The 18882-nt window shown below is 71.5% G+C and carries 20 protein-coding genes; 7 read left to right on the top strand and 13 right to left on the bottom strand.

All coding sequences use genetic code 11. The features are described from left to right. Window positions 1-2: 2 nt before the first annotated feature. The 5 genes from ABD912_RS15395 to ABD912_RS15375 form a co-directional block, all read right to left on the bottom strand. Window positions 3-761, bottom strand: coding sequence for an iron ABC transporter ATP-binding protein (locus ABD912_RS15395; protein ID WP_345152083.1), 759 nt, complete (start codon window positions 759-761; stop codon window positions 3-5). Then, a complete protein-coding gene (locus tag ABD912_RS15390) occupies window positions 758-1771 on the bottom strand; it encodes an iron chelate uptake ABC transporter family permease subunit (RefSeq protein ID WP_345152082.1) in 1014 nt (337 codons plus the stop codon). The genes ABD912_RS15395 and ABD912_RS15390 overlap by 4 nt, the downstream gene beginning before the upstream one ends. Next, complete coding sequence (locus ABD912_RS15385; RefSeq protein ID WP_345152081.1) at window positions 1764-2807, bottom strand: ABC transporter permease; 1044 nt, start codon at window positions 2805-2807, stop codon at window positions 1764-1766. Before ABD912_RS15385 ends, ABD912_RS15390 begins: the two co-directional genes overlap by 8 nt. 25 nt (window positions 2808-2832) lie before the next feature. Beyond that, window positions 2833-3786: a siderophore ABC transporter substrate-binding protein gene (locus ABD912_RS15380; protein ID WP_425548087.1), complete on the bottom strand. Its 954-nt coding sequence runs from the start codon at window positions 3784-3786 to the stop codon at window positions 2833-2835. Window positions 3787-4044: 258 nt separating this feature from the next. Next, window positions 4045-4848 carry an SDR family NAD(P)-dependent oxidoreductase gene (locus ABD912_RS15375; protein ID WP_345152079.1) on the bottom strand — a complete coding sequence of 268 codons (804 nt, stop codon included), beginning with the start codon at window positions 4846-4848 and terminating at the stop codon, window positions 4045-4047. A 153-nt stretch (window positions 4849-5001) separates the two neighbouring features. Between ABD912_RS15375 and ABD912_RS15370 the strand changes: the two genes are divergently transcribed. The 4 genes from ABD912_RS15370 to ABD912_RS15355 all read left to right on the top strand — a co-directional run bounded on the left by ABD912_RS15370 (window position 5002) and on the right by ABD912_RS15355 (window position 9152). Beyond that, the gene (locus ABD912_RS15370) at window positions 5002-6057 is read left to right on the top strand and encodes an ABC transporter substrate-binding protein (RefSeq protein ID WP_345152078.1); all 1056 of its coding nucleotides are present in this window, start codon (window positions 5002-5004) and stop codon (window positions 6055-6057) included. A gap of 101 nt (window positions 6058-6158) precedes the next feature. Continuing rightward, window positions 6159-7238: a FecCD family ABC transporter permease gene (locus ABD912_RS15365; protein WP_425548082.1), complete on the top strand. Its 1080-nt coding sequence runs from the start codon at window positions 6159-6161 to the stop codon at window positions 7236-7238. Then, complete coding sequence (locus ABD912_RS15360; RefSeq protein WP_345152077.1) at window positions 7235-8299, top strand: FecCD family ABC transporter permease; 1065 nt, start codon at window positions 7235-7237, stop codon at window positions 8297-8299. The genes ABD912_RS15365 and ABD912_RS15360 overlap by 4 nt, the downstream gene beginning before the upstream one ends. A 1-nt stretch (window position 8300) precedes the next feature. Next, a complete protein-coding gene (locus tag ABD912_RS15355; protein ID WP_345152074.1) occupies window positions 8301-9152 on the top strand; it encodes an ABC transporter ATP-binding protein in 852 nt (283 codons plus the stop codon). A 19-nt stretch (window positions 9153-9171) separates the two neighbouring features. Here the strand turns inward: ABD912_RS15355 and ABD912_RS15350 are convergent, their stop codons facing one another. From ABD912_RS15350 to ABD912_RS15325, 6 genes are all read right to left on the bottom strand, one after another. Beyond that, window positions 9172-10281, bottom strand: coding sequence for an FAD-dependent oxidoreductase (locus tag ABD912_RS15350; RefSeq protein WP_345152072.1), 1110 nt, complete (start codon window positions 10279-10281; stop codon window positions 9172-9174). Between the two features lie 109 nt (window positions 10282-10390). Beyond that, a complete protein-coding gene (locus ABD912_RS15345; RefSeq protein WP_345152070.1) occupies window positions 10391-11215 on the bottom strand; it encodes a shikimate 5-dehydrogenase in 825 nt (274 codons plus the stop codon). 54 nt (window positions 11216-11269) lie between these two features. Next, window positions 11270-12178, bottom strand: a complete 909-nt coding sequence (locus tag ABD912_RS15340; RefSeq protein ID WP_345152068.1) for an MBL fold metallo-hydrolase — start codon at window positions 12176-12178, stop codon at window positions 11270-11272. Next, a complete protein-coding gene (locus ABD912_RS15335; protein ID WP_345152066.1) occupies window positions 12175-12789 on the bottom strand; it encodes an SOUL family heme-binding protein in 615 nt (204 codons plus the stop codon). The genes ABD912_RS15340 and ABD912_RS15335 overlap by 4 nt, the downstream gene beginning before the upstream one ends. 79 nt (window positions 12790-12868) lie before the next feature. Continuing rightward, on the bottom strand, window positions 12869-13285 hold the full coding sequence (locus ABD912_RS15330; protein ID WP_345152065.1) for an Hsp20/alpha crystallin family protein: 417 nt from the start codon (window positions 13283-13285) through the stop codon (window positions 12869-12871). A 109-nt stretch (window positions 13286-13394) separates the two neighbouring features. After that, the gene (locus ABD912_RS15325; RefSeq protein ID WP_345152063.1) at window positions 13395-13910 is read right to left on the bottom strand and encodes a MarR family winged helix-turn-helix transcriptional regulator; all 516 of its coding nucleotides are present in this window, start codon (window positions 13908-13910) and stop codon (window positions 13395-13397) included. Between the two features lie 100 nt (window positions 13911-14010). On the opposite strand from ABD912_RS15325, the gene ABD912_RS15320 reads away from it, so the two are divergent. Beyond that, a complete protein-coding gene (locus ABD912_RS15320) occupies window positions 14011-16023 on the top strand; it encodes an ABC transporter ATP-binding protein (protein ID WP_345152062.1) in 2013 nt (670 codons plus the stop codon). A gap of 103 nt (window positions 16024-16126) precedes the next feature. Here ABD912_RS15320 and ABD912_RS15315 read toward each other — a convergent pair whose 3' ends face one another. Beyond that, window positions 16127-16492 carry a hypothetical protein gene (locus ABD912_RS15315; RefSeq protein WP_345152061.1) on the bottom strand — a complete coding sequence of 122 codons (366 nt, stop codon included), beginning with the start codon at window positions 16490-16492 and terminating at the stop codon, window positions 16127-16129. 93 nt (window positions 16493-16585) lie between these two features. On the opposite strand from ABD912_RS15315, the gene ABD912_RS15310 reads away from it, so the two are divergent. Together ABD912_RS15310 and ABD912_RS15305 are read left to right on the top strand one after the other, a co-directional pair. Next, window positions 16586-17170: a TetR/AcrR family transcriptional regulator gene (locus tag ABD912_RS15310; protein ID WP_345152060.1), complete on the top strand. Its 585-nt coding sequence runs from the start codon at window positions 16586-16588 to the stop codon at window positions 17168-17170. A gap of 67 nt (window positions 17171-17237) precedes the next feature. Then, entirely contained in the window at window positions 17238-18350 is a 1113-nt protein-coding gene (locus ABD912_RS15305) for a glutathione S-transferase family protein (protein ID WP_345152059.1), read from the top strand. Between the two features lie 32 nt (window positions 18351-18382). Here ABD912_RS15305 and ABD912_RS15300 read toward each other — a convergent pair whose 3' ends face one another. Further along, window positions 18383-18868, bottom strand: coding sequence for a hypothetical protein (locus ABD912_RS15300; RefSeq protein WP_345152057.1), 486 nt, complete (start codon window positions 18866-18868; stop codon window positions 18383-18385). Window positions 18869-18882 lie beyond the last annotated feature (14 nt).

The raw sequence follows: 18882 nt of genomic DNA, 5'->3' as shown, positions 1-18882 counted from the left end.
GGTCAGGCGAAGTAGACGCCGATGCGGTTGCCCTCGATCTCCTCGATCCGGATGTCGATCTCGTAGATGTCCCGGAGCACCTCGGGGCGCATGATCTCCGCGGGGGAGCCCTGGTGGAGCAGCCGGCCGTCGCGCATGGCCAGGATGGTGTCCGAGTAGCAGGACGCGAAGTTGATGTCGTGGATGACCACTACCACCGTCTTGCCGAGTTCGTCGGCGAGCCGGCGGATCAGGCGCATCATCTCCACCGAGTGCCGCATGTCCAGGTTGTTCAGCGGCTCGTCCAGCAGCAGGTACTCGGTGTCCTGGGCCAGCACCATGGCGATGAACGCGCGCTGCCGCTGGCCGCCGGAGAGTTCGTCGACGAACTTGTCCGCCATGGGCAGCAGGTCCAGCTGCTCCAGGGCCCGTTCGATGTGCTCCTTGTCCTCCACCGTGGGCCGGCCGCCCGAATGCGGGTAGCGCCCGAACGCGACCAGGTCGCGCACCTTCAGGCGCATGGTCAGGTGGTTTTCCTGGCGCAGGATGGCCATGGTCTTGGCCAGTTCGCGGCTGTCGGTGCGGGCGACGTCGAGGCCGCCGACCTCCACCGCGCCGGCGTCCATGGCCTGCAGCCGGGAGACCAAGCCCAGCAAGGTGGACTTGCCGGCGCCGTTGGGGCCGATGATCGAGGTGACGCCGCCGGCCGGAATCGTGGCATCGACGCCGTCGACCACGCGAGCGGAGCCGTAGGACTTGGTGACGCCGGAGAGCGCAATCACTTCAGTGATCCCTTCAACAACAGGTACAGGAACAGGAGGCCGCCGGTGAACTCGATGATGATGCTCAGGGCCGTGGCGAAACCGAAGACCTGCTCGAGGATCAGCTGGCCGCCCACGAGCGCCACCACGCCGAGCAGGATGGTGATCGGCAGCAGCCAGGCGTGGGAGAAGCTGCGGCAGAGCTGGTAGCCCAGGCTCACCACCAGCAGGCCGAAGAACGTCACCGGCCCCACGAGGGCGGTGGAGACGGCCACGAGTACCGAGCACATGACCAGCACGGCGGTCACCGCGCGCCGGTGGTTCACGCCCAGGTTCACGGCCGTGTCCCGGCCCAGGGCCAGCACGTCCAGCGTGTGGCGCATCCGCCAGACCCCGGCGGCGATGGCGCCCACGATGGCGGTGGCGACCGCGAGCAGCACCGGATCCACCTGGTTGAAGGAGGCGAAGAAGAGGTCCTGCAGGATGAGGAACTCGCTGGGCTCCATGAGCCGCTGCAGCAGGCCGGAGAAGCCCCGGAACAGGGTGCCCAGCACGATTCCGACCAGCAGCATCAGGTGCAGCGACCGGGCGCCTCCGGTGAACAGCCAGCGGTAGAGCAGCCCGGAGAAGACCACCATCAGGACGACCTCCGCCACGAACTTCACCGCCGGGGGAGCGGTGTTCACGGTCGAGGCGCCCAGGGTGAAGACCAGCGACGTCTGGATCAGCACGTACAGCGCGTCGAAGCCCATGATCGACGGGGTCAGGATGCGGTTGGCGGTCACGGTCTGGAACACCAGCGTGGAGATTCCGACCGCGACGGCCACCAGGACCATGGCGCCGACCCTCACGCCCCGCCGGGGCAGCACGTAGCCGAGGTTTCCCTTGAGGTCCACGGTCATGAACAGGGCGATCGCGACCAGCGAGGCCACGGCCAGCAGGGCGGTGGCGGCGGCGGGTGAAAGGCGCAGCGGTGCCCGGCGCTGCGCGGGGACGGTGGGAACCGTGGGGAGGGTGGGCGCGTCAGCCACGGATTTTCCTTCCGCGCAGCAGCAGGACCAGGAACACCGCGGCGCCCAGCACGGACATGACCATGCCGACCGGAACCTCGTAGGGGTAGCGGATGGTGCGTCCGATGATGTCGCACACCAGCACGAATCCGGCGCCGAAGACCGCGGTCCAGGGGACGGCGCGGCGCAGGTTGTCCCCGAAGGCCAGGGACACGATGTTGGGGACCACCAGGCCCAGGAACGGCACCGCGCCGACGCTGGTGACGACGACGGCGGAGATCAGCGCGACGATCGCCAGGCCCAGGCGCATGATCGCCTTGTAGTTCATGCCCAGGTTGGTGGTGAAGTCGGCGCCCATGCCCGCGACCGTGAAGCGGTCCGCGGCGACGTAGCCCACCACGGTCAGTGCCGCGACGATCCACAGCAGTTCGTAGCGGCCGCGCAGGACTCCGGAGAAATCCCCGACCATCCAGTTGTTGAGGGTCTGGAGCAGGTCGTAGCGGTAGGCGAAGAAGGTGGTGACGGCGGCGATCACGCCGCCGAGCATCATGCCCACCAGCGGGACCAGCAGGGTGTTGCGCGCGGGCAGGCGCTGCAGCACCGCCAGGAACAGGGCGGTGCCCAGCAGCGCGAAGACGCTCGCGACGCCCATCTTGGCCAGCAGCGGAGCCGCGGGGGCGGCGACGGTGACCACCAGGATGCCGAGCGTGGCCGATTCGACAGTGCCGACGGTGGAGGGCTCGACGAAGCGGTTGCGGGCCATCAGTTGCATGATCAGCCCGGCCACGGCGACGGCGGTGCCGGCCAGGATCACGGCCAGGGTGCGCGGAACGCGGGAAACCCAGAAGACCTGCCACGCTGTCTGGTCGCCGGTAAGGAGGTTCGGGAGCGAGACGTCGGAGACGCCCACGAACATGCTGGCCACGGCCAGGGCCAGGATGCCCAGGCCGGCGAGGACCAGCAGGAGGGCCTCGCGGGTCAGGCGTGCCGGGGAACGGCCAAGGGCCGCCGCTTCAGGATCCGCGGCGGCCGGCCGTTCGAGTGGTGGTGCTGCCATGGTGGCGTTCGGGACGTGCGCGGGCCTAGAGGGCGTCCGCGACCGCGCCGACCATGGCCGGCAGGTTGTTCAGGCCGTAGCCCACCAGGTACCAGGCGGACGGGTCCAGGTTGACGATCTTGCCGTTCTTGGCGGCGTTGGTGGAGGCGACGAGTTCGTTGTCCAGGACGGCGGAGGCGGCCGCGCCCTCGGTGCCGACGGCGGCGTCGCGGTCGATCACGAACAGGAGGTCGGGGTTGGTTTCCTTGATGAACTCGAAGGAGACCGACTCGCCATGGGCCCCCTCGGACTTCACGTCAGCGGCGGTCGGGACGCCCAGGACGTCGTGGATCAGGCCGAAGCGGGAGCCTGCGCCGTAGGCGGTGGTCTCGCCGCCGGAGGTCAGCACGATCAGGCCCTTGCCGGCGTCGGCCGCCTTGGCCTTGGTGGCTTCGATCTGCTCGTCGATTGCCGTGAGCTTCCCGGCGACGGCATCCTCCTGGCCGAAGATCCGGCCCACGGTGGTGGCCTGTTCGGTGAAGGACTCCACCGGCCGCGCCATGTCGACTGACAGGTCGACCGTCGGGGCGATCTCGGACAGTTCGGGGTAGGCGGCCGCGGTGCGTCCGGAGATGATGATCAAGTCCGGGTCGCCGGCGGCGATGGCCTCGAAGTCCGGCTCCTTCATGGAGCCGATCTTGGTGTAGTCGGCGCCGGCGTACTTGGACAGGGACTCCGGGAACTCGGCGTCCGGCACGCCGTCGGCCTCGAGGCCCAGGGCGTTCATGGTGTCCAGCACGCCCAGATCGAAGACGAAGACGGTTTCCGGGTTGACCGGGACGTTCCCGGTGGTGCCCTGGGCGTGTTCCACGGAAATGGTGGCCCCCGCAGCGGACGAGGTTCCGGCGGATGCTCCGGCATCTCCACCGCAGGCGGTCAGGGCGAGCAGGGCGGCGCCGGCGGCGGCGCCGCCGAGGGCGGTACGCAGGGAAGTCTTCACAGTCACAACTCCGGGAGAAACGAATGGTGGGATGCCCGTCGATTAGGAAACGAAGCCGTTTCCTATATCGGGGGCCTTTCGGCACGCTATAGGCGAGGCTTGCCTAAGGGCAAATCCTGTGAATTGGGTCGCAGTGGGCCGTGAAGGCCCGATCCGGCCCGGGAGGCCCGGGTTTCCGGGCTTTTCCGGGCAGCCCAAGTGCCATTCCAAGGGGCGACACATGTCGATTTTCGGGCGTGGCCGGCGTTCCGGCGCGGCTCAGCGGCTGCGCCGGACCAGCCGTTCCACCACCGCGTCGGGAGCCAGCCGGGCCACCAGGGCCAGGGCCTTGTAGCGTGCGGAGGGGATGGACACCGGCTTGCCGGCGTTGGCATCGGTGAGCCCCTCGCGCACCACCTGGTCGGCGGTCAGCCACATCCAGTTCGGGATGCTGCGCTTGTCCATGCCCATGCGGTCGTGGAACTCGCTGTGCACCAGTCCCGGGCAGAGCGCCGTGACGGAGACGCGGCGGTCCCGGTAGAAGACGTTGGCCCAGCGGCTGAAGTTCACCAGCAACGCCTTGGCAGCCGAGTACGTGCCGTTCGGGGTGAAGGCGGCCACCGAGGCGACGTTGACGATCCGCCCGCCCCCGGTCTGTGCCATGGATCGCAGGGCCGCATGCGCCAGGGCCAACGGGACCTCGGCGTGGATGCGCAGCAGCTCCAGTTCCCGCTCCAGATCGTTGTCGGCGAAGTTGCCGGCCAGGCCGTGTCCGGCGTTGTTCACCAGCATGTTCACCGGGTTGGCGGTGTCCGCCAGGCGTGCGGTCACCGTGGCGCGGCCCTCCTCGGTGAGCAGGTCGGCGGCCACGGTCTCGACCGGGACCGCGTAGCGGGCGCGCAGCCCCGCTGCGGCGTCGGCCAGGCGGTGCCCGTCCCGGGCCACCAGCACCAGGCCGTGCCCGCGCGCGGCCAGCTGCTGGGCGAACTCCGCGCCCAGGCCCGAGGTACCGCCCGTGATCAGTGCCGTGTAGGCGGCTTCTGCGGTGAAGTGTGCCTCGGGATGTCCGGAAGTGCTGGCCATGCCTTGACCCTATCGAAGTGCCCCCGGGCCACCAAGACGGCGAGCGTGTCGCCCATTACCCCAAATTCGTGTTGTCCATTCATGGCGTGTAAGGCTAGCCTTTCCTCGATCCATAGCCTGTCCCCGATTCATTGCTCCCACCGAAGGACCCCCATGACGTTCTCCCGTCGTGCCGGCCTGCTCGCAGCAGCCGCCGCCATCGCCCTCACCGCCACCGCCTGCGCCGGGGGTTCCACCACCGGTTCGGCGGCGGGCAGCTCCTCCGCCCAGGCCGCCGCCGACTCGTTCCCCGTGACCGTGGAGAACATCTACGGCAAGACCGTCGTCCCGGCGCAGCCGACCCGCGTCGCCACCCTCTCCTGGGTCAACGCCGACGCCGTGCTGGCCCTCGACGTCGTGCCCGTGGGCATGCCGCTGGAGACCTGGGGCAACAACGAGAACGGCTCCACCGATTGGAAGGACGCCAAGCTTGAGGAGCTGGGCGCCGCGATCGGCACCGACAAGGCGCCGAAGCAGTACTCCGAGGCGGACGGGGTGAACTTCGAGGAGATCGCCGCGCTTACCCCGGACCTGATCGTCGCCGCGTACTCCGGCCTGACCGAGGAGGAGTACACCAAGCTGTCCAAGATCGCCCCCGTCGTCGGGCCGGTCGCCGCGAACTACACCGCCTCCTGGCGGGACACCACCACGGCGGTCGGCAAGGCCCTGGGCAAGTCCGCCGCGGCCGAGGCCGTGGTCGCGGACGTGGACGCGCAGTTCCAGGCGGCCGCCGCGGCGAACCCGGTGCTGAAGGACAGCACGTTCATCGCCGGCAACCTGGAGCCGGACACGGGCGGCATCAACATCTACGCCGGCGGGGACAACCGCCCGCGCTTCCTGGCCGACCTGGGCATGACCGAGGCCCCGGTGGTTGCCGAGAACGCCAAGGACGGCGAGTTCTTCTTCAACTGGGCCGGCGAGCGCGGCAACGAGCTGGAGTCGGACGTGTTCTTCACCTGGCTGCCGGAGGGCAACACCCGCGAGGACGTCGAAGGGGATCCGCTGATGGGCCAGATCCCGGCCGTCAAGGACGGCGGACTGGTCGCCACGAACGATCAAATGCTGACCCTGGCCGTCTCCGCGTCCAGCCCGTTGAGCCTGCCGTGGGCCCTGAAGGAGTTCACCCCGATGCTCGTCGAGGCCGCCCAGAAGGTCCAGGACGCCAAGTAGGGCCCAGGACGCCACGTCCTGACCGCCCGGCCGCGCCCGCAACGGGGCGCGGCCGACGTGCCGCACCACCCCTAAAGCGCACCACCACGAAAGACGGATCGATGACATCCAAGCAGGAGGCCCCTGCCTTGGCCCCGGCGGCCTTGCGGCCCGCGGCAACGCCGGGGCGGCAAGGCCGCGAGAGGCGGCCCGGCCGCAGCATGCTGCTGGCGGGGCTGCTGGCCGTGGCGCTGCTGGCCGTCTGCGCCCTGTCGCTGACCGTCGGGGCCCGGCCCACGTCCCTGGCCACCGTTTGGGATGCGCTCACGGCCGCCGACCCCGTCAACGGGGACCACGCGGTGGTGCTCAACCGGGTGCCGCGCACCGTGACGGGGCTGCTGGTCGGTGCCGCGTTGGCGCTGGCCGGCGCCGGCATGCAGGGCATCGCCCGCAACCCCCTGGCCGACCCCGGAATCCTGGGCGTCAACGCCGGTGCCGCCCTCGCCGTCGTGCTCGGGATCTACCTCTTCGGCGCCGCCAACGTGACCGGATACATCTGGTTTGCGTTCGCCGGCGCCGCCGTGGCCGCGGTCGCCGTCTACCTTGTCGCCAGCCTGGGCCGGGAGGGGGCCACCCCGCTGAAGCTCGCGCTCGCCGGGGCGGCCCTCGCCGCCGGGCTGGCCAGCGCCATGCACGCCGTGCTGCTGGTCAGCCAGGAGAGCTTCGATTCCTTCCGCTTCTGGCAGGCCGGCGTGCTGGGGGTGCGGTCGTTGGGCGAAATCGCCCAGGTCGCCCCGTTCCTGGCGGTGGGGGCGGCCGTGGTGCTGTCCTCCGCGCGCCTGCTAAACGCCCTTTCGCTCGGCGACGACACCGCCCGGGGGCTGGGCCTGCGGGTCGGCCGGGCCCGCGCCGTGGCGGCGGCCGGCGTCGTGCTGCTGTGCGGCGGCGCCACCGCGCTGGCCGGCCCCGTGGGGTTCGTCGGACTGATTGTCCCGCACGCCGTGCGGGCCCTGGTCGGCAGCGACTACCGCAAGGTGCTGGGGCTGTCGATGCTGACCGGCCCGGTGCTGGTGCTGGCCGCCGACGTGATCGGACGGGTGATCCTACCCCCGTCCGAGGTCCAGGTCGGGGTCGTCACCGCGCTGGTGGGCGCACCGATGTTCATCTGGCTGATCCGGGGCCGGAAGCGGGTGGCACTGTGACGCCCAACCCCGCGGGAACCCCCCTCCGCACTACACCCGCGGCGCCCCCGCAGGCCACGGCCAGCACCCGCCGCCCGCGCCGGACGGCCCTGGTGGGCGCGGCGCTGGCCGCCGCCGTCGTCCTGCTGTTCCTGGGCAAGACCACCCTCGGGGACGTCGTGGTCCCGCTGCCCGCGCTGGCGGCCATCCTGCGCGGCGAGATGGTGCCCGGCCTGGGCTTCATCGTTATGGAGGACCGGCTGCCCGCGGCGACGGTGGGCCTGCTCGCCGGGGCCGCCTACGGGCTGGCGGGCACGCTGTTCCAGACCCTGCTGCGCAACCCGCTGGCCAGCCCCGACGTGATCGGCGTCGGCTACGGCGGCGCGGCTGCCGCGGTGGCCGGGATGCTGCTCTTCGACCTCCAGGGAGTGGGGCTGGCCGCCGTGGCCTTCGGCGGGGCACTGGCCGTGGCCCTGACGATCCACGCCCTGTCCGATTCCGGGCGCAACACCGGGAGCCGGCTGATCCTGGTCGGAATCGGCTTCGCGGCAATGCTCCAGGCGGCCATCACCTACCTGCTGACCCGGACCGACGTCCGGGCGGCCAGCGAAGCCCTGCACTGGCTGGTCGGATCGCTCTCCGGCAGCACCTGGGAGCGCGCCGCCGTGCTCGGGGCCGCCGTGGCCCTGCTGCTGCCGGGCTGTGTCCGGGCCGCCTCCACGCTGCGCATCCTGGAACTCGGGGACGACTCCGCGGCCGGACTGGGCCTGAACGTGCGCCGCAGCCGGCTGGGCCTGGTGGTCCTCGGCGTGGCCCTGTGCGCGGCGGCGACGGCGGTCACCGGCCCGCTGTCCTTCATTGCCTTCCTGTCCGGGCCGCTGGCCCGCCTGATGGCCGGCGGCCGGACCAACCTGGCCTGCTCCGCACTCACCGGCGCGGTCCTGGTGCTCGGCGCGGAGCTGCTGGGATCCAATGCCTTCGGCGACATCGATTTGCCGGCGGGGGTGGTGACGGGCGCGCTCGGCGCCCCGTTCCTGCTGTGGCTGCTGGTGCGCTCCAACAAGAGAGGAAACGGTGGCTGAAATGGCCCGACTCGAAGCACGCGACCTGACCCTGGCGTACGACTCGGCAACGGTGGTGGAGGACCTCACCCTTGAGCTGCCGGCCGGGGAAGTCACGATGATCGTCGGGGCGAACGGCTGCGGCAAATCCACCCTGTTGCGCGGGCTGTCGCGGCTGCTCAAGCCTGCCTCCGGCAGCGTCCTGCTGGACGGCAAGGACATCCACGCGAAACCCGCCCGCGAGGTCGCCAAGGTCCTGGGGCTGCTGCCCCAGTCGCCGATCGCACCGGACGGCATCACCGTGCGCGAGCTGGTGGGGCGCGGCCGCTACCCGCACCAGGGCTGGTTCCGCCGCTGGTCGGCGGAGGACGACGCCGCCGTCGACCGGGCGCTCGCCGCCACCGGCACCGCCGACCTGGCCGAACGCTCCATCGACGAGCTCTCCGGCGGGCAGCGCCAGCGCGTCTGGATCGCCATGGCGCTGGCGCAGGAGACCGACCTGCTGCTGCTCGACGAGCCCACGACGTTCCTGGACGTCGCGCACCAGATCGACGTGCTCGACGTCATCACCGACCTCAACCGCGAGCGCGGGACCACCGTGGCGATCGTGCTCCACGACCTGAACCTCGCCGCCCGCTACGGCGACCACCTGGTGGCCCTGAAGCAGGGGCGGATCGTGGCCGCCGGGCGTCCGGCCGACGTGGTGACCGAGGACCTGGTCAGCGAGGTCTTCGGCCTGCCGTGCCGGGTGGTCCCGGATCCGGTGGCCGGCACGCCCCTGGTGCTGCCCATCGGGCGGCACCACGCCGCCGCGAACCCGGCGCCGGCCCAGCCGGCCCCACTCCAGCCGGCCGCCCTGCCGGCGGCCGGCTGACCGGAGTCCTTCGCGTCCGCTACCGCGTGGCGGAGAAGAGGGCGGGGGCGGGGGTTCCGTCGGCGAGGTCGGCCAGGACGCGGCCGATCGCGGGCGTGAACTTGAATCCGTGGCCGGAGAATCCCGCGCCGACCACCACCGGCCCCACCCGGTCCAGGACAAAGTCCTCGGACTCGGTGGAGGTGTACGTGCAGCTGATGGGTTCGCAGGCGTCCGCGTCCACGCCCGGCAGCCATTCGCGCACGTAGCGGCGCAGGGCCTCCAGCTGGACCGGTTCCGGGGTGAAGTCGCGGGCGTCCGGATCGACGACGGGGCCCACCCCGTGCCAGCCCGCCTTGACCCCCTCGCCGGGGGTCAGCATGCCGTAGACCGGGCTGTAGAAGTAGGAGTCAGCGGCGGCGCCGGGATCCGGGAAGTGGTTGAAGCTGGGCCATTCGTGGGAGGGGTCCAACGGCCGGAAGTGGGCCGGCTGCTCCTGGGTCACCACCAGCCGGGGCAGCCGCACGAGGCCGTCCAGCAGCTTCCGGCTCCACGCGCCCGCGGTGACGATCACGCGCCGGGCGCGGTACTCCTCGGCGTCGGTGACGACGGCGACGGCGTCCTCGCCGAGGACCGTGATCTCCCGCACGGGGGTCGAGTAGTGGAACCGGGCGCCGTGGGCCTCGGCCGACGCGCGCAGGGCCGCGAGCGCGTCGGCGGCCCGCACGCGCCCCGCCTCGGGGACGTAGAGGACCTCGCCGCGGAAGCGCATCCCCGCCCAGCGCTCGGCCGCCTCGGCGGGGGAGAGGAAGGAACTGTTGATGCCGCGCGCCGCGTGGACGTCGCGCACGTGCCGCAGCGGCTCCAGGTGGCCGTGGTTGATCAGCCCCACCAGGTCCAGCAGCTGGGTGCCGGTCTCGGCCGCCAGCTCGTCCCACAGGGTGCGGGCCTCGGTGACGAGGTCCAGGTACTCGGCCTGGTGATAGGCGGTGTTGAAGTTCCGGGTGGCGCCGTGGGAGGCGCCCATGTGGTGGCCGGCCTCGAACCGTTCCAGCAGGACAACGGATTGTCCCCGGCGGGCCACGTTCCATGCCGCCGCGGAGCCCATGGCTCCTCCGCCCACCACGACGACGTCGATTTCGGTCACCACGAACTTGTCTCCCTACCGGTTTGCCCAAACTCCGTCCGCCCGGCGCGGACCGGATGTCCACGTGCCAGATTACGGGACGACGGCGGTGGGGCGCCTGCCGGTCCGAAACCTAGCCGACGGCGTCCGAGCGCATGAACTCCTCGGCGGCGCGCACCTGCTCCGGCGTCGGAGTGATCCCGGTATAGAGGACGAACTGCTCCAGGGCCTGCAACGTTCCGATCTCGGCCCCCGTGATGACCTGCTTTCCGGCCTCGCGCGCCGCGCGGACCAGCGGCGTCTCGGCGGGCATGGCCACCACGTCGATGACCGCCTGCGCCGCCTGGACCTGTTCGCGCGTGAAGGACAGCCGGTCCGCGTCCTCCCCGCCGGCCATGCCGATGGGGGTGACGTTGACCAGCAGTTCCGCGCCGCCGTCGTACTCGGGGGCCCACGCGAAACCGTACTGTTTGGCCAGCGCGCGGCCCGCCTCCTCGCTGCGGGCGATGACCGTGACGTCGCGGAAGCCGGCGTCGCGCAGCGCCGCGACGACGGCCTTGGCCATGCCGCCCGAACCGCGCACGGCCGTCCGGAGCCGCGCGGGCACGCCGCGGCTGGCCAGCAGGTTCGCCACGGCGGAGTAGTCGGTGTTGTGCGCCGTCAGGACGCCGTTGTCATTGACGATCGTGTTGACCGACTCGATCGCGGCGGCGGAGGGGGCCATGTGGTCGACCAGCGGAATCACGGCCTCCTTGTAGGGCATGGAGACGGCCGCGCCGCGGATCCCGAGTCCGCGGATGCCGGCCACGGCCTGGGCGATGTCGGCGGGCGCGAAGGCCTTGTAGATCCAGTTCAGGCCCAGTTGGCCGTACAGGTGGTTGTGGAACCGCGTCCCGTTGTTGCTGGGCCTCGCCGCCAGCGAAATGCAGAGGGTCATGTCCTTGTTCAAGATCGGCATGTCTCCCAGCCTAATCCGGTGCCCCCGCTGGAGGGTCCGGAACGGCGTGGGGCGCTAGCCGGAGGCCTTCCCCTCGGGGCCCAGCAGGTAATGCAGTTGCGCCGCGACGCCGTGCTCCACCGCGGGCCGTATCGAGGCGTCGATGTCCGCGTAGACCAGGTCGGCCACCGCGGAGACCGGCGGCTCCCCGGTGCCGGGCCCGCCGGAATTGGACCCCCCGGAATTGGCCGCGCCGAGCTCGGCCAGCGCCGCCCGCACCTGGTCGAGGCGCTCCAGCCGGTGCGCGCGGTAGAAGCGGGCGGTGGCGGACAGGTCGGGGACCAGCGGGCCGTGGGCGGACAGGCCCGGAGCGGAACCGAACTCCTCCAGGCGGTCCAGCGTGGCGAAGAAGTCGGCCAGCGTGCCGTCGGGGTAGCCCAGGCTGGTGGTGCCGCGGCCCAGGATCGTATCCCCGGTCAGCACCGCCCCGCGCGGGCCGTCCTCGGGCATGAAGAAGCACAGCGAGTCCGCGGTGTGCCCGGGGGTCGCCACGACGCGGATCTCCAGCCCCGCCGCCTGCACCACCTCCCCGTCGGCGAGCGGATCCGCCCCGCGGCAGTGCTCGGGCAGGGCGGCCCGGACGGGTGCCCCGGTCAGCTCGACCAGCCGGTCGATGCCGTCGGTGTGGTCCCGGTGCCAGTGCGTGATGAGCACCAGCTCGACCGGCCCCTCGGCGGCCAGGGCGCGCAGGTGGCCCTCGTCGTTCGGTCCCGGGTCGACGACGACGCACGATTCCCACCCGGGGAAACGCAGCACGTAGGAGTTGGTGCCGTCCAGGGTCATCGGCCCCGGGTTCGGGGCCGTGATCACCGAGGCGAACGCGGATACCGCCGTCGCGCCGGCGGGGCGGGGTGCGTCAGCCGGGGTGGGCGTGGCGGAGGAAGGGACGTTGGATGAAGGTTCCGGGGCCGTCGAGCCAGTCATGGATCCAGTGTAGAAGTGGAGCACCCATCCTCGGCCGTGGTGCCGGCTGCGATATCGAGCACCACTTCGTTGCGGCGCAGGAACCGCGGAGTGAAGGGCGGATTGAAGCGGTCGAACCGTGGCGCGCCGACGGTTTGCACCCCGTCACGGGCCAAGGCCGCCCGCAAGTGCCCAAGGTGCCGTTCATACGATTCCTGCGACCAGCCGCCCCGGTAGCGCCGAACCGCGGCCAGGGTTTCCGGAACATCGCGGATCCGAACCCTGCCATCGGTGGGGACGGGGGCGGTGTCCTGCCGGAGGCCGACCGGCAGGACGAAGGCCACGGTGTAGCCGCCGTCGGCTGCGCCGCGCTGGGCCACCGGGGCCGTCATTGCCACCCGTTCCGACGCCGCCCGAACGGCCCCGGTTTGGGCCACCGGGGCCGTCATGGGGATCTTCCGCCGGGATCGGTTCCGGCCTCCGATGTAGCCGGCCAGCGTCCTGAAAGCCGCATTGCCCGCGCCAGTGAAGGAGGCCTGGACCGTCACTTCCGCGATGGCGTGCTCGGCGTAGCGACGCAGCTCATAGTCCGGGTGCAGACTAACCAAGGCGTATTCCTGCTTGGCGGCCATGGATGCACTTCCAATTTCTCGCCCGGGTCCCTCAGGCGCCGGACCGCCCGGTCGGCGCCTGAGGGACCCGGGCGCGGGATCAGCTGCGGGTCACCGGAATCTTGGTGGGGCCGCCGGCGGGATGCTCGGGCACACGAACCCGGACCTCAAGCACCCCGTCCCTGTAAGAGGCGGAGACGGCGTCTTGGGCGGCCCCCTCCGGCAGTGCGATGGTGCGTGAGAAGGAGCCGTAGCGGAACTCGGAGCGGTAGCTGGACTTCTCCTTGTGTTCGCTCTTCTCCTGCCGTTCGGCCGTGATGGTCAGGACGCCCTCGGAGACGGTGATCTCCACGTCCTTCTCCGGGTCGATGTCCGGCAGTTCGGCGCGGACCACCATGTCACCGCCCTCTTGGTATTCCTCCACGCGCAGCCACGACGATTCCCAGTCGCCCTCGAAGAAGCGGCGGAAGGGTTCCGGAAGGATGTCGAACCGGTCCCGCCTGACAATGCCAGCCATGATCCATCTCCTCATTGGGATTTGTGGATGAATGGCATCAGGATACGTGCGTGGCCGCACCGGAAACAGGGCTGCGCTCAGGGCTGCGTTCAGGGCTGCGCCGGGTCCCTCAGTCCCGCGCGCCGGCCGTCCCGAGCAGATCCAGCAGCCGGGCGAGTTCGGCCCGGTCGGCGGGGGAGAGCGCGGCGAAATACCGTTCGGACTGCTCCCGCCGGGCCGCGGCGACCTCGGCATGCAGTTGCCGTCCCGCGGCCGTGAGGAACACGCGCGTGGCGCGCCGGTCGGCCGGGTCGGGCCGGCGCTCCACCAGCCCCTTGGCCTCGAGCTGGTCCACCACCTCGGTGGCCGAGCGCGGGGCGATCCGCAGGCGCTCGGCCAGTTCCTTCAGCCGCAGTCCGCCGCCGGAGTTCCCGCCGTCGCAGCCGGCCGGTTCGCCGCCGTGCACCTCGCCGCCGTTCAATTCGCCACCGTTCAATTCGCCGTCGTGGCGTCCGGCCGCCTGCAGCGCCCGCCACTGGTGCGGGGTCAGCCCCCAGGGGGAGAGCTGTTCCATCCAGCCGCGCCGCAGTCCGCGGAAGGCGGCATGGAAGAGGTTGCCGAGGTCCGGCGTTGTATTGGAGGTCACCTGAGCCAGTCTAGCCTTTGTCCGGCAACCACATGGTGAGGTAACCTCTCTATTGGGTGGCGCACCGCGCGCCGCCGTCCGTCCCACCCCGGAGGTGCCCATGACCCACATGGATGGCCAGCATGGAGGCCACGGAGGTCCCGGAGGACCCGGAGGACCCGGAGGACCCGGCAGGATCAGCCAGGCCGACCGCTCCCAGCTTGTCGAGCACCCCGCCGACCTGCGCCGCATCGCTGCGCTCTTCACCCCGCACAAGGGGGCCATCGCCGTCGTCGTGCTCCTGATCGTGGTCTCCAGCGTGGTCTCGCTCGCCCAGCCCTTCCTGGTCCGGGCGGCCATCGACGAGGCCCTGCCGCAGCACAACGTGCCGATGCTGGCCGCGCTCGCCGGCGGCATGGTCGCCGTCGCGGTGGCCACGGCCGTCATTGGCGTGCTGCAGACCTGGATCGCCACCACCATGGGCCAGCGCGTGATGCACACGCTGCGCACCGGCCTTTTTACGCACCTGCAGCGCCAGTCGCTGGCCTTCTTCACGCGCACCCGCGGCGGGGAAGTGCAGTCGCGCCTGACCAACGACATCAACGGCATGCAGTCGGTGGTCACCACCACGGCCACCGCCGTTGCGGCGAACCTGACCACCGCGGTGGCCACCGCCGTCGCCATGGTGGCCCTTTCGCCCGGCCTGAGCCTCCTGTCCCTGCTGGTGGTCCCGCCGGCGGTGTGGCTTTCCCGCCGCGTGGCGCTGCTGCGCCGGGACATCACCGCCGTCAAGCAGCGCGAACTCGCCACGCTGCACACCCAGGTGGAGGAGGGCCTCTCCGTGTCCGGGGTGCGCCTGGCCAAGACGCTGGGCACCGGGCCGGGGGAGGCCACCCGGTTCGCGGCCACCTCGGAAAAGCTGACCGGGCTGGAGGTGCGCTCGCAGCTGGCCGGGCGGTGGCGGATGGCCACGATGCAGGTCGTGTTCGCCGCGATCCCCGCCCTGGTCTACCTCTCCGCCGGCTTCCCGTCGCTGACCGGCGACCTGAGCATCGGCACCCTGGTGGCCTTCACGGCCCTGCAGGGCACCATCTTCCGCCCCATCATGGGGCTGCTGAACGTCGGGGTCCAGTGGGTCACGGCCCTGGCCCTCTTCAGCCGCATCTTCGAGTACCAGGACCTGGTGCCGGACATCGTGCCGCCGGCGCGGCCGGTGGCCGTGGACACCTCCGCGGTGCGCGGGGAGTTGAGCTTCGCGGGGGTGCGGTTCGCCTACGACGCCGACGCACCGGCCGACGGCGGGCGCGCGGCCCGGCCGGAGGTGCCCGGGACGGCGGCGGACGGCGCGCGGCGCCGGCGCGGCCGGGATTCCGGTGAAGCCGGCGGGGATTCGGGCCGGAACGCGGGCGGGGATCCCCGGGACGGCGCCCGGCGCGAGGTGCTGCGCGGCATCGAGCTGACGGTGCCGGCGGGGACCACGACGGCGATCGTGGGGGCCACGGGATCTGGCAAGAGCACGCTCGGGTCGCTGGTGCCCCGGCTCTTCGACGCCACCGCCGGCCGGGTCGCCGTCGACGGGGTCGACGTCCGCGACTACGCCCCGGAGGACCTCGCCCGGATCGTGGGTGTGGTGTCCCAGGAGACCTACCTGGTGCACGCGAGCGTGCGGGAGAACCTGCTGCTCGCGAACCCGCAGGCCAGCGACGCGCAGCTGTGGGAGGCGCTGGCCGCGGCGCGGATCGCGGACCTGGTGGCCGGGCTGCCGGACGGGCTGGACACCGTGGTGGGCGCCCGCGGCCACCGCTTCTCCGGGGGCGAGCAGCAGCGCATCGCCATCGCCCGGACCATGCTGCGCAACCCGAAGGTGCTGGTCCTGGACGAGGCCACGTCCGCGCTGGACAACACCACCGAGGCCGAGGTGCAGGCGGCCCTGGACCGTCTGTCCGCGGGGCGGACCACGCTGACGATCGCGCACCGGCTCTCCACCGTCGCCAACGCCGACCAGGTGGTGGTGCTCGACGCCGGCCGGATCGTGGAGCGCGGCACCCCGGCCGAGCTGCTGGCCGCCGGCGGGGCCTATGCCCGGCTGGCCGCGAGCCGGTCCGCCGAGGAGCATTCGGTGGCGCGGGGCTAAGTGGCCCAGCGGCGCACAACGGCGCCAGCGGTGCCCGGCGGCGCCCGGCGGAAGGAGGGCCGCTGGGCGGGTCCGGATGGAAGCGCCGCGGGCGGCGGACCGCTTAGCGGCGGGACGCCAAGCGGGCGAACCGCTTCACCGAGACGCGGCGCCGGGACGTCAGGCGCATGAACTGCTTCACCGTGAAGGGAATGGTCAGGTAGACGCCCAGCGGCACGATGATCGTGACGGTGATCAGGGTCGGAACCGGACCAGGCAGGCTGCCGGTAAAAGGCTTCAGCAGCAGGGACACCGCCGAGGCCTGGAGCGCCATGACCAGCCAGGTGGCCACGGCGCGCAGGTGTGCCGAGGGCTGCCGCGGCTCCGCCGGGGCGGTCTGGTCAGGCGTGGTGGCATCCAGCGCCGCGCGGCCTTCCGGGGCCGAATCCAGGGTAGCGGTGGCCAACGCGTTCGCCTGCGGGATGCCCAATCTTAATCTCCAACTGTTTGGTTGCTTTTGCGTCCACCGTACGTCGGGGACTGCCAATCTGCAACTAAATGGTTGGCTGGGTAGGGTTGAGGCATGGCATGGGACACCGAAGCGACCCGACACAAGCTCCTGGCTGCGGCGACGGAGGAGTTCGCCGCCCACGGGTATGCCGGGGCGCGGGTGGACCGCATCGCCGCGAACGCCGGGGTCAACAAGCAGCGCATCTACTCCTACTTCGGGGACAAGGACGGGTTGTTCGAGGCCGTGCTCGGCGACGGGCTGGCCGAACTGTTCGAGACCATTCCCCTCGACGGTGAAGGCCCGGACGCGGTGGCGGACCACGCCGCGGCGATGTTCGACTTCTTTGGCGAGCGCCCCGGCCTGGCCAGGCTCTTGTGCTGGGAGGGGCTGGAGCGGGCGGGGTCGCCGGCCGCGGCGGCCCTGCGCGCCCGCGGATGCGGCGGCAAGATCGAGGCCATGTGCCGCGTGCTGCCGGGGGCAAGCCGCCAGGACGCGGCCGACCTGGTGCTGTCCGTGACGACCCTCGTGGTCGGCTGGCACGGGTTGTCTCAGCTGGACGTGCTGATGGCCGGGGATCTTCCGCGCACCCACGCCCTCCGCCGCGCCTCCGTTGCCGTCGCGGCCCGGGGCATGGCCGAGGCGGTCGCCCGGGGGTAGGGCTCCGCCGTCGGGCCGGGTTGACCCCCGCCGTCGCCCCCTTGCGCCGGGCGCCTAGACTGGAACCATGGAAACGCGTGAATATTCAACTAAAGGCGCCTACGTGACCACGGGTACCGAGTTCACCCGCGACACCCACTACATCGAGGACCGCATCGTGGCGGACCCCGAAATCCTGCGCACCTCCGGCGGCCCCGTCGGCGGCAGCATCGGCAACCCCCACGGCGGCCTGTCCGAGGGCGCCCAGGCATGGCCGGTGGAGGCGGGCCGCTACCGCTTGGTCGCCGCCCGCGCCTGCCCCTGGGCCAATCGCACCATCATCGTGCGCCGCCTGCTGGGCCTGGAGGACGCCATCTCGCTGGGTACCCCCGGCCCCACTCACGACGTCCGCTCGTGGACGTTCGACCTGGACGAAGGGGGAGTGGACCCGGTGCTCGGCACCGAGCGCGTGCAGGAGAACTACTTCAAGCGCTTCCCCGGCTATCCGCGCGGGATCACCGTCCCGGCGATCGTCGACGTCCCCACCGGCGCCGTGGTCACCAACGACTACCCCCAGATCACCCTGGACTTCTCCACCGAATGGAAGGCCTTCCACCGCCAGGGCGCCCCGGACCTGCTGCCGGCGGACAAGCTGGAGGAGATGCGGCCCGTCATCAAACGCATCTTCACCGAGGTCAACAACGGCGTTTACCGCTGCGGTTTCGCCGGGTCGCAGGAGGCCTACGCCGCGGCCCACGACCGGCTCTGGGCCGCCATGGACTGGCTCGAGGAACGCCTGGCCACCCGGCGCTACCTGATGGGGGACACCATCACCGAGGCCGACGTGCGCCTGTTCACCACCCTGGTGCGCTTCGATCCCGTCTACCACGGCCACTTCAAGTGCAACCGCAACAAGCTCACCGAGATGCCGGCGCTCTGGGCCTACGCCCGCGACCTGTTCCAGACCCCGGGCTTCGGCGACACCGTCGACTTCGACCAGATCAAGGCGCACTACTACGTGGTCCATGAGGACATCAACCCCACCCGGATCGTCCCTTCCGGCCCCGACCTGTCCAACTGGCTGGAACCGCACGGCCGGGAAGCGCTCGGGGGTTCCCCGTTCGGCACCGGCACGGCCCCCGGCCCGGTCCGCCCGGGCGAGGAGGTCGCCCCCGGCACCAACCCGCTGTACCCGGCCTGACGCCCGCGGGCCGCGGCCCTGGCTTGCCGGACCTAGCTTGCGGGTCCGGGCGGGAACCGCGGGGTCCACTGGATCTGGACCTCGCGGCGCACCAGCCACCGCCCGAACGCCGCGCAGGCACCCGTCAGCAGGCCGGCGGCGACGTGGAACGCCGGCCCGGCCGCCGGCAGGTACAGGGCGGAACCGGCATACCCGAAGGCCGCGAACACCGCTGCGAACGCGGCAACGTGTCCGGACAGGGCGCCGACCCGGCGCAGGGACAGCCCCAGCAGCAGGGCCAACGGCATGCCGCACGCCAAGGCCAGCGGCCCGCCAAACGTGGCGATCAGCCACCAGTCGTCGAACGCGGAGGGGACCCGCAGGACCGTGGCGAAGAACGCGGCCACGGCGAAGCTCGCACCCAGCCAGGACAGGTAGGCTGCCACGACGCCCTTGAAGTAGGCCCGCGGCCCGTACTGGAGCCGGAGCCGCGGCCCGTTCGGCCGACCGTTGCCCCCTCGGACCGGTCCGGTTCCCATGGCTCCACGGTACG

The organism is Arthrobacter ginkgonis, from assembly GCF_039540195.1.
In the GTDB taxonomy this organism is placed as follows: domain Bacteria; phylum Actinomycetota; class Actinomycetes; order Actinomycetales; family Micrococcaceae; genus Zafaria; species Zafaria ginkgonis.
This window is presented reverse-complemented; position numbering and strand designations above follow the sequence as displayed.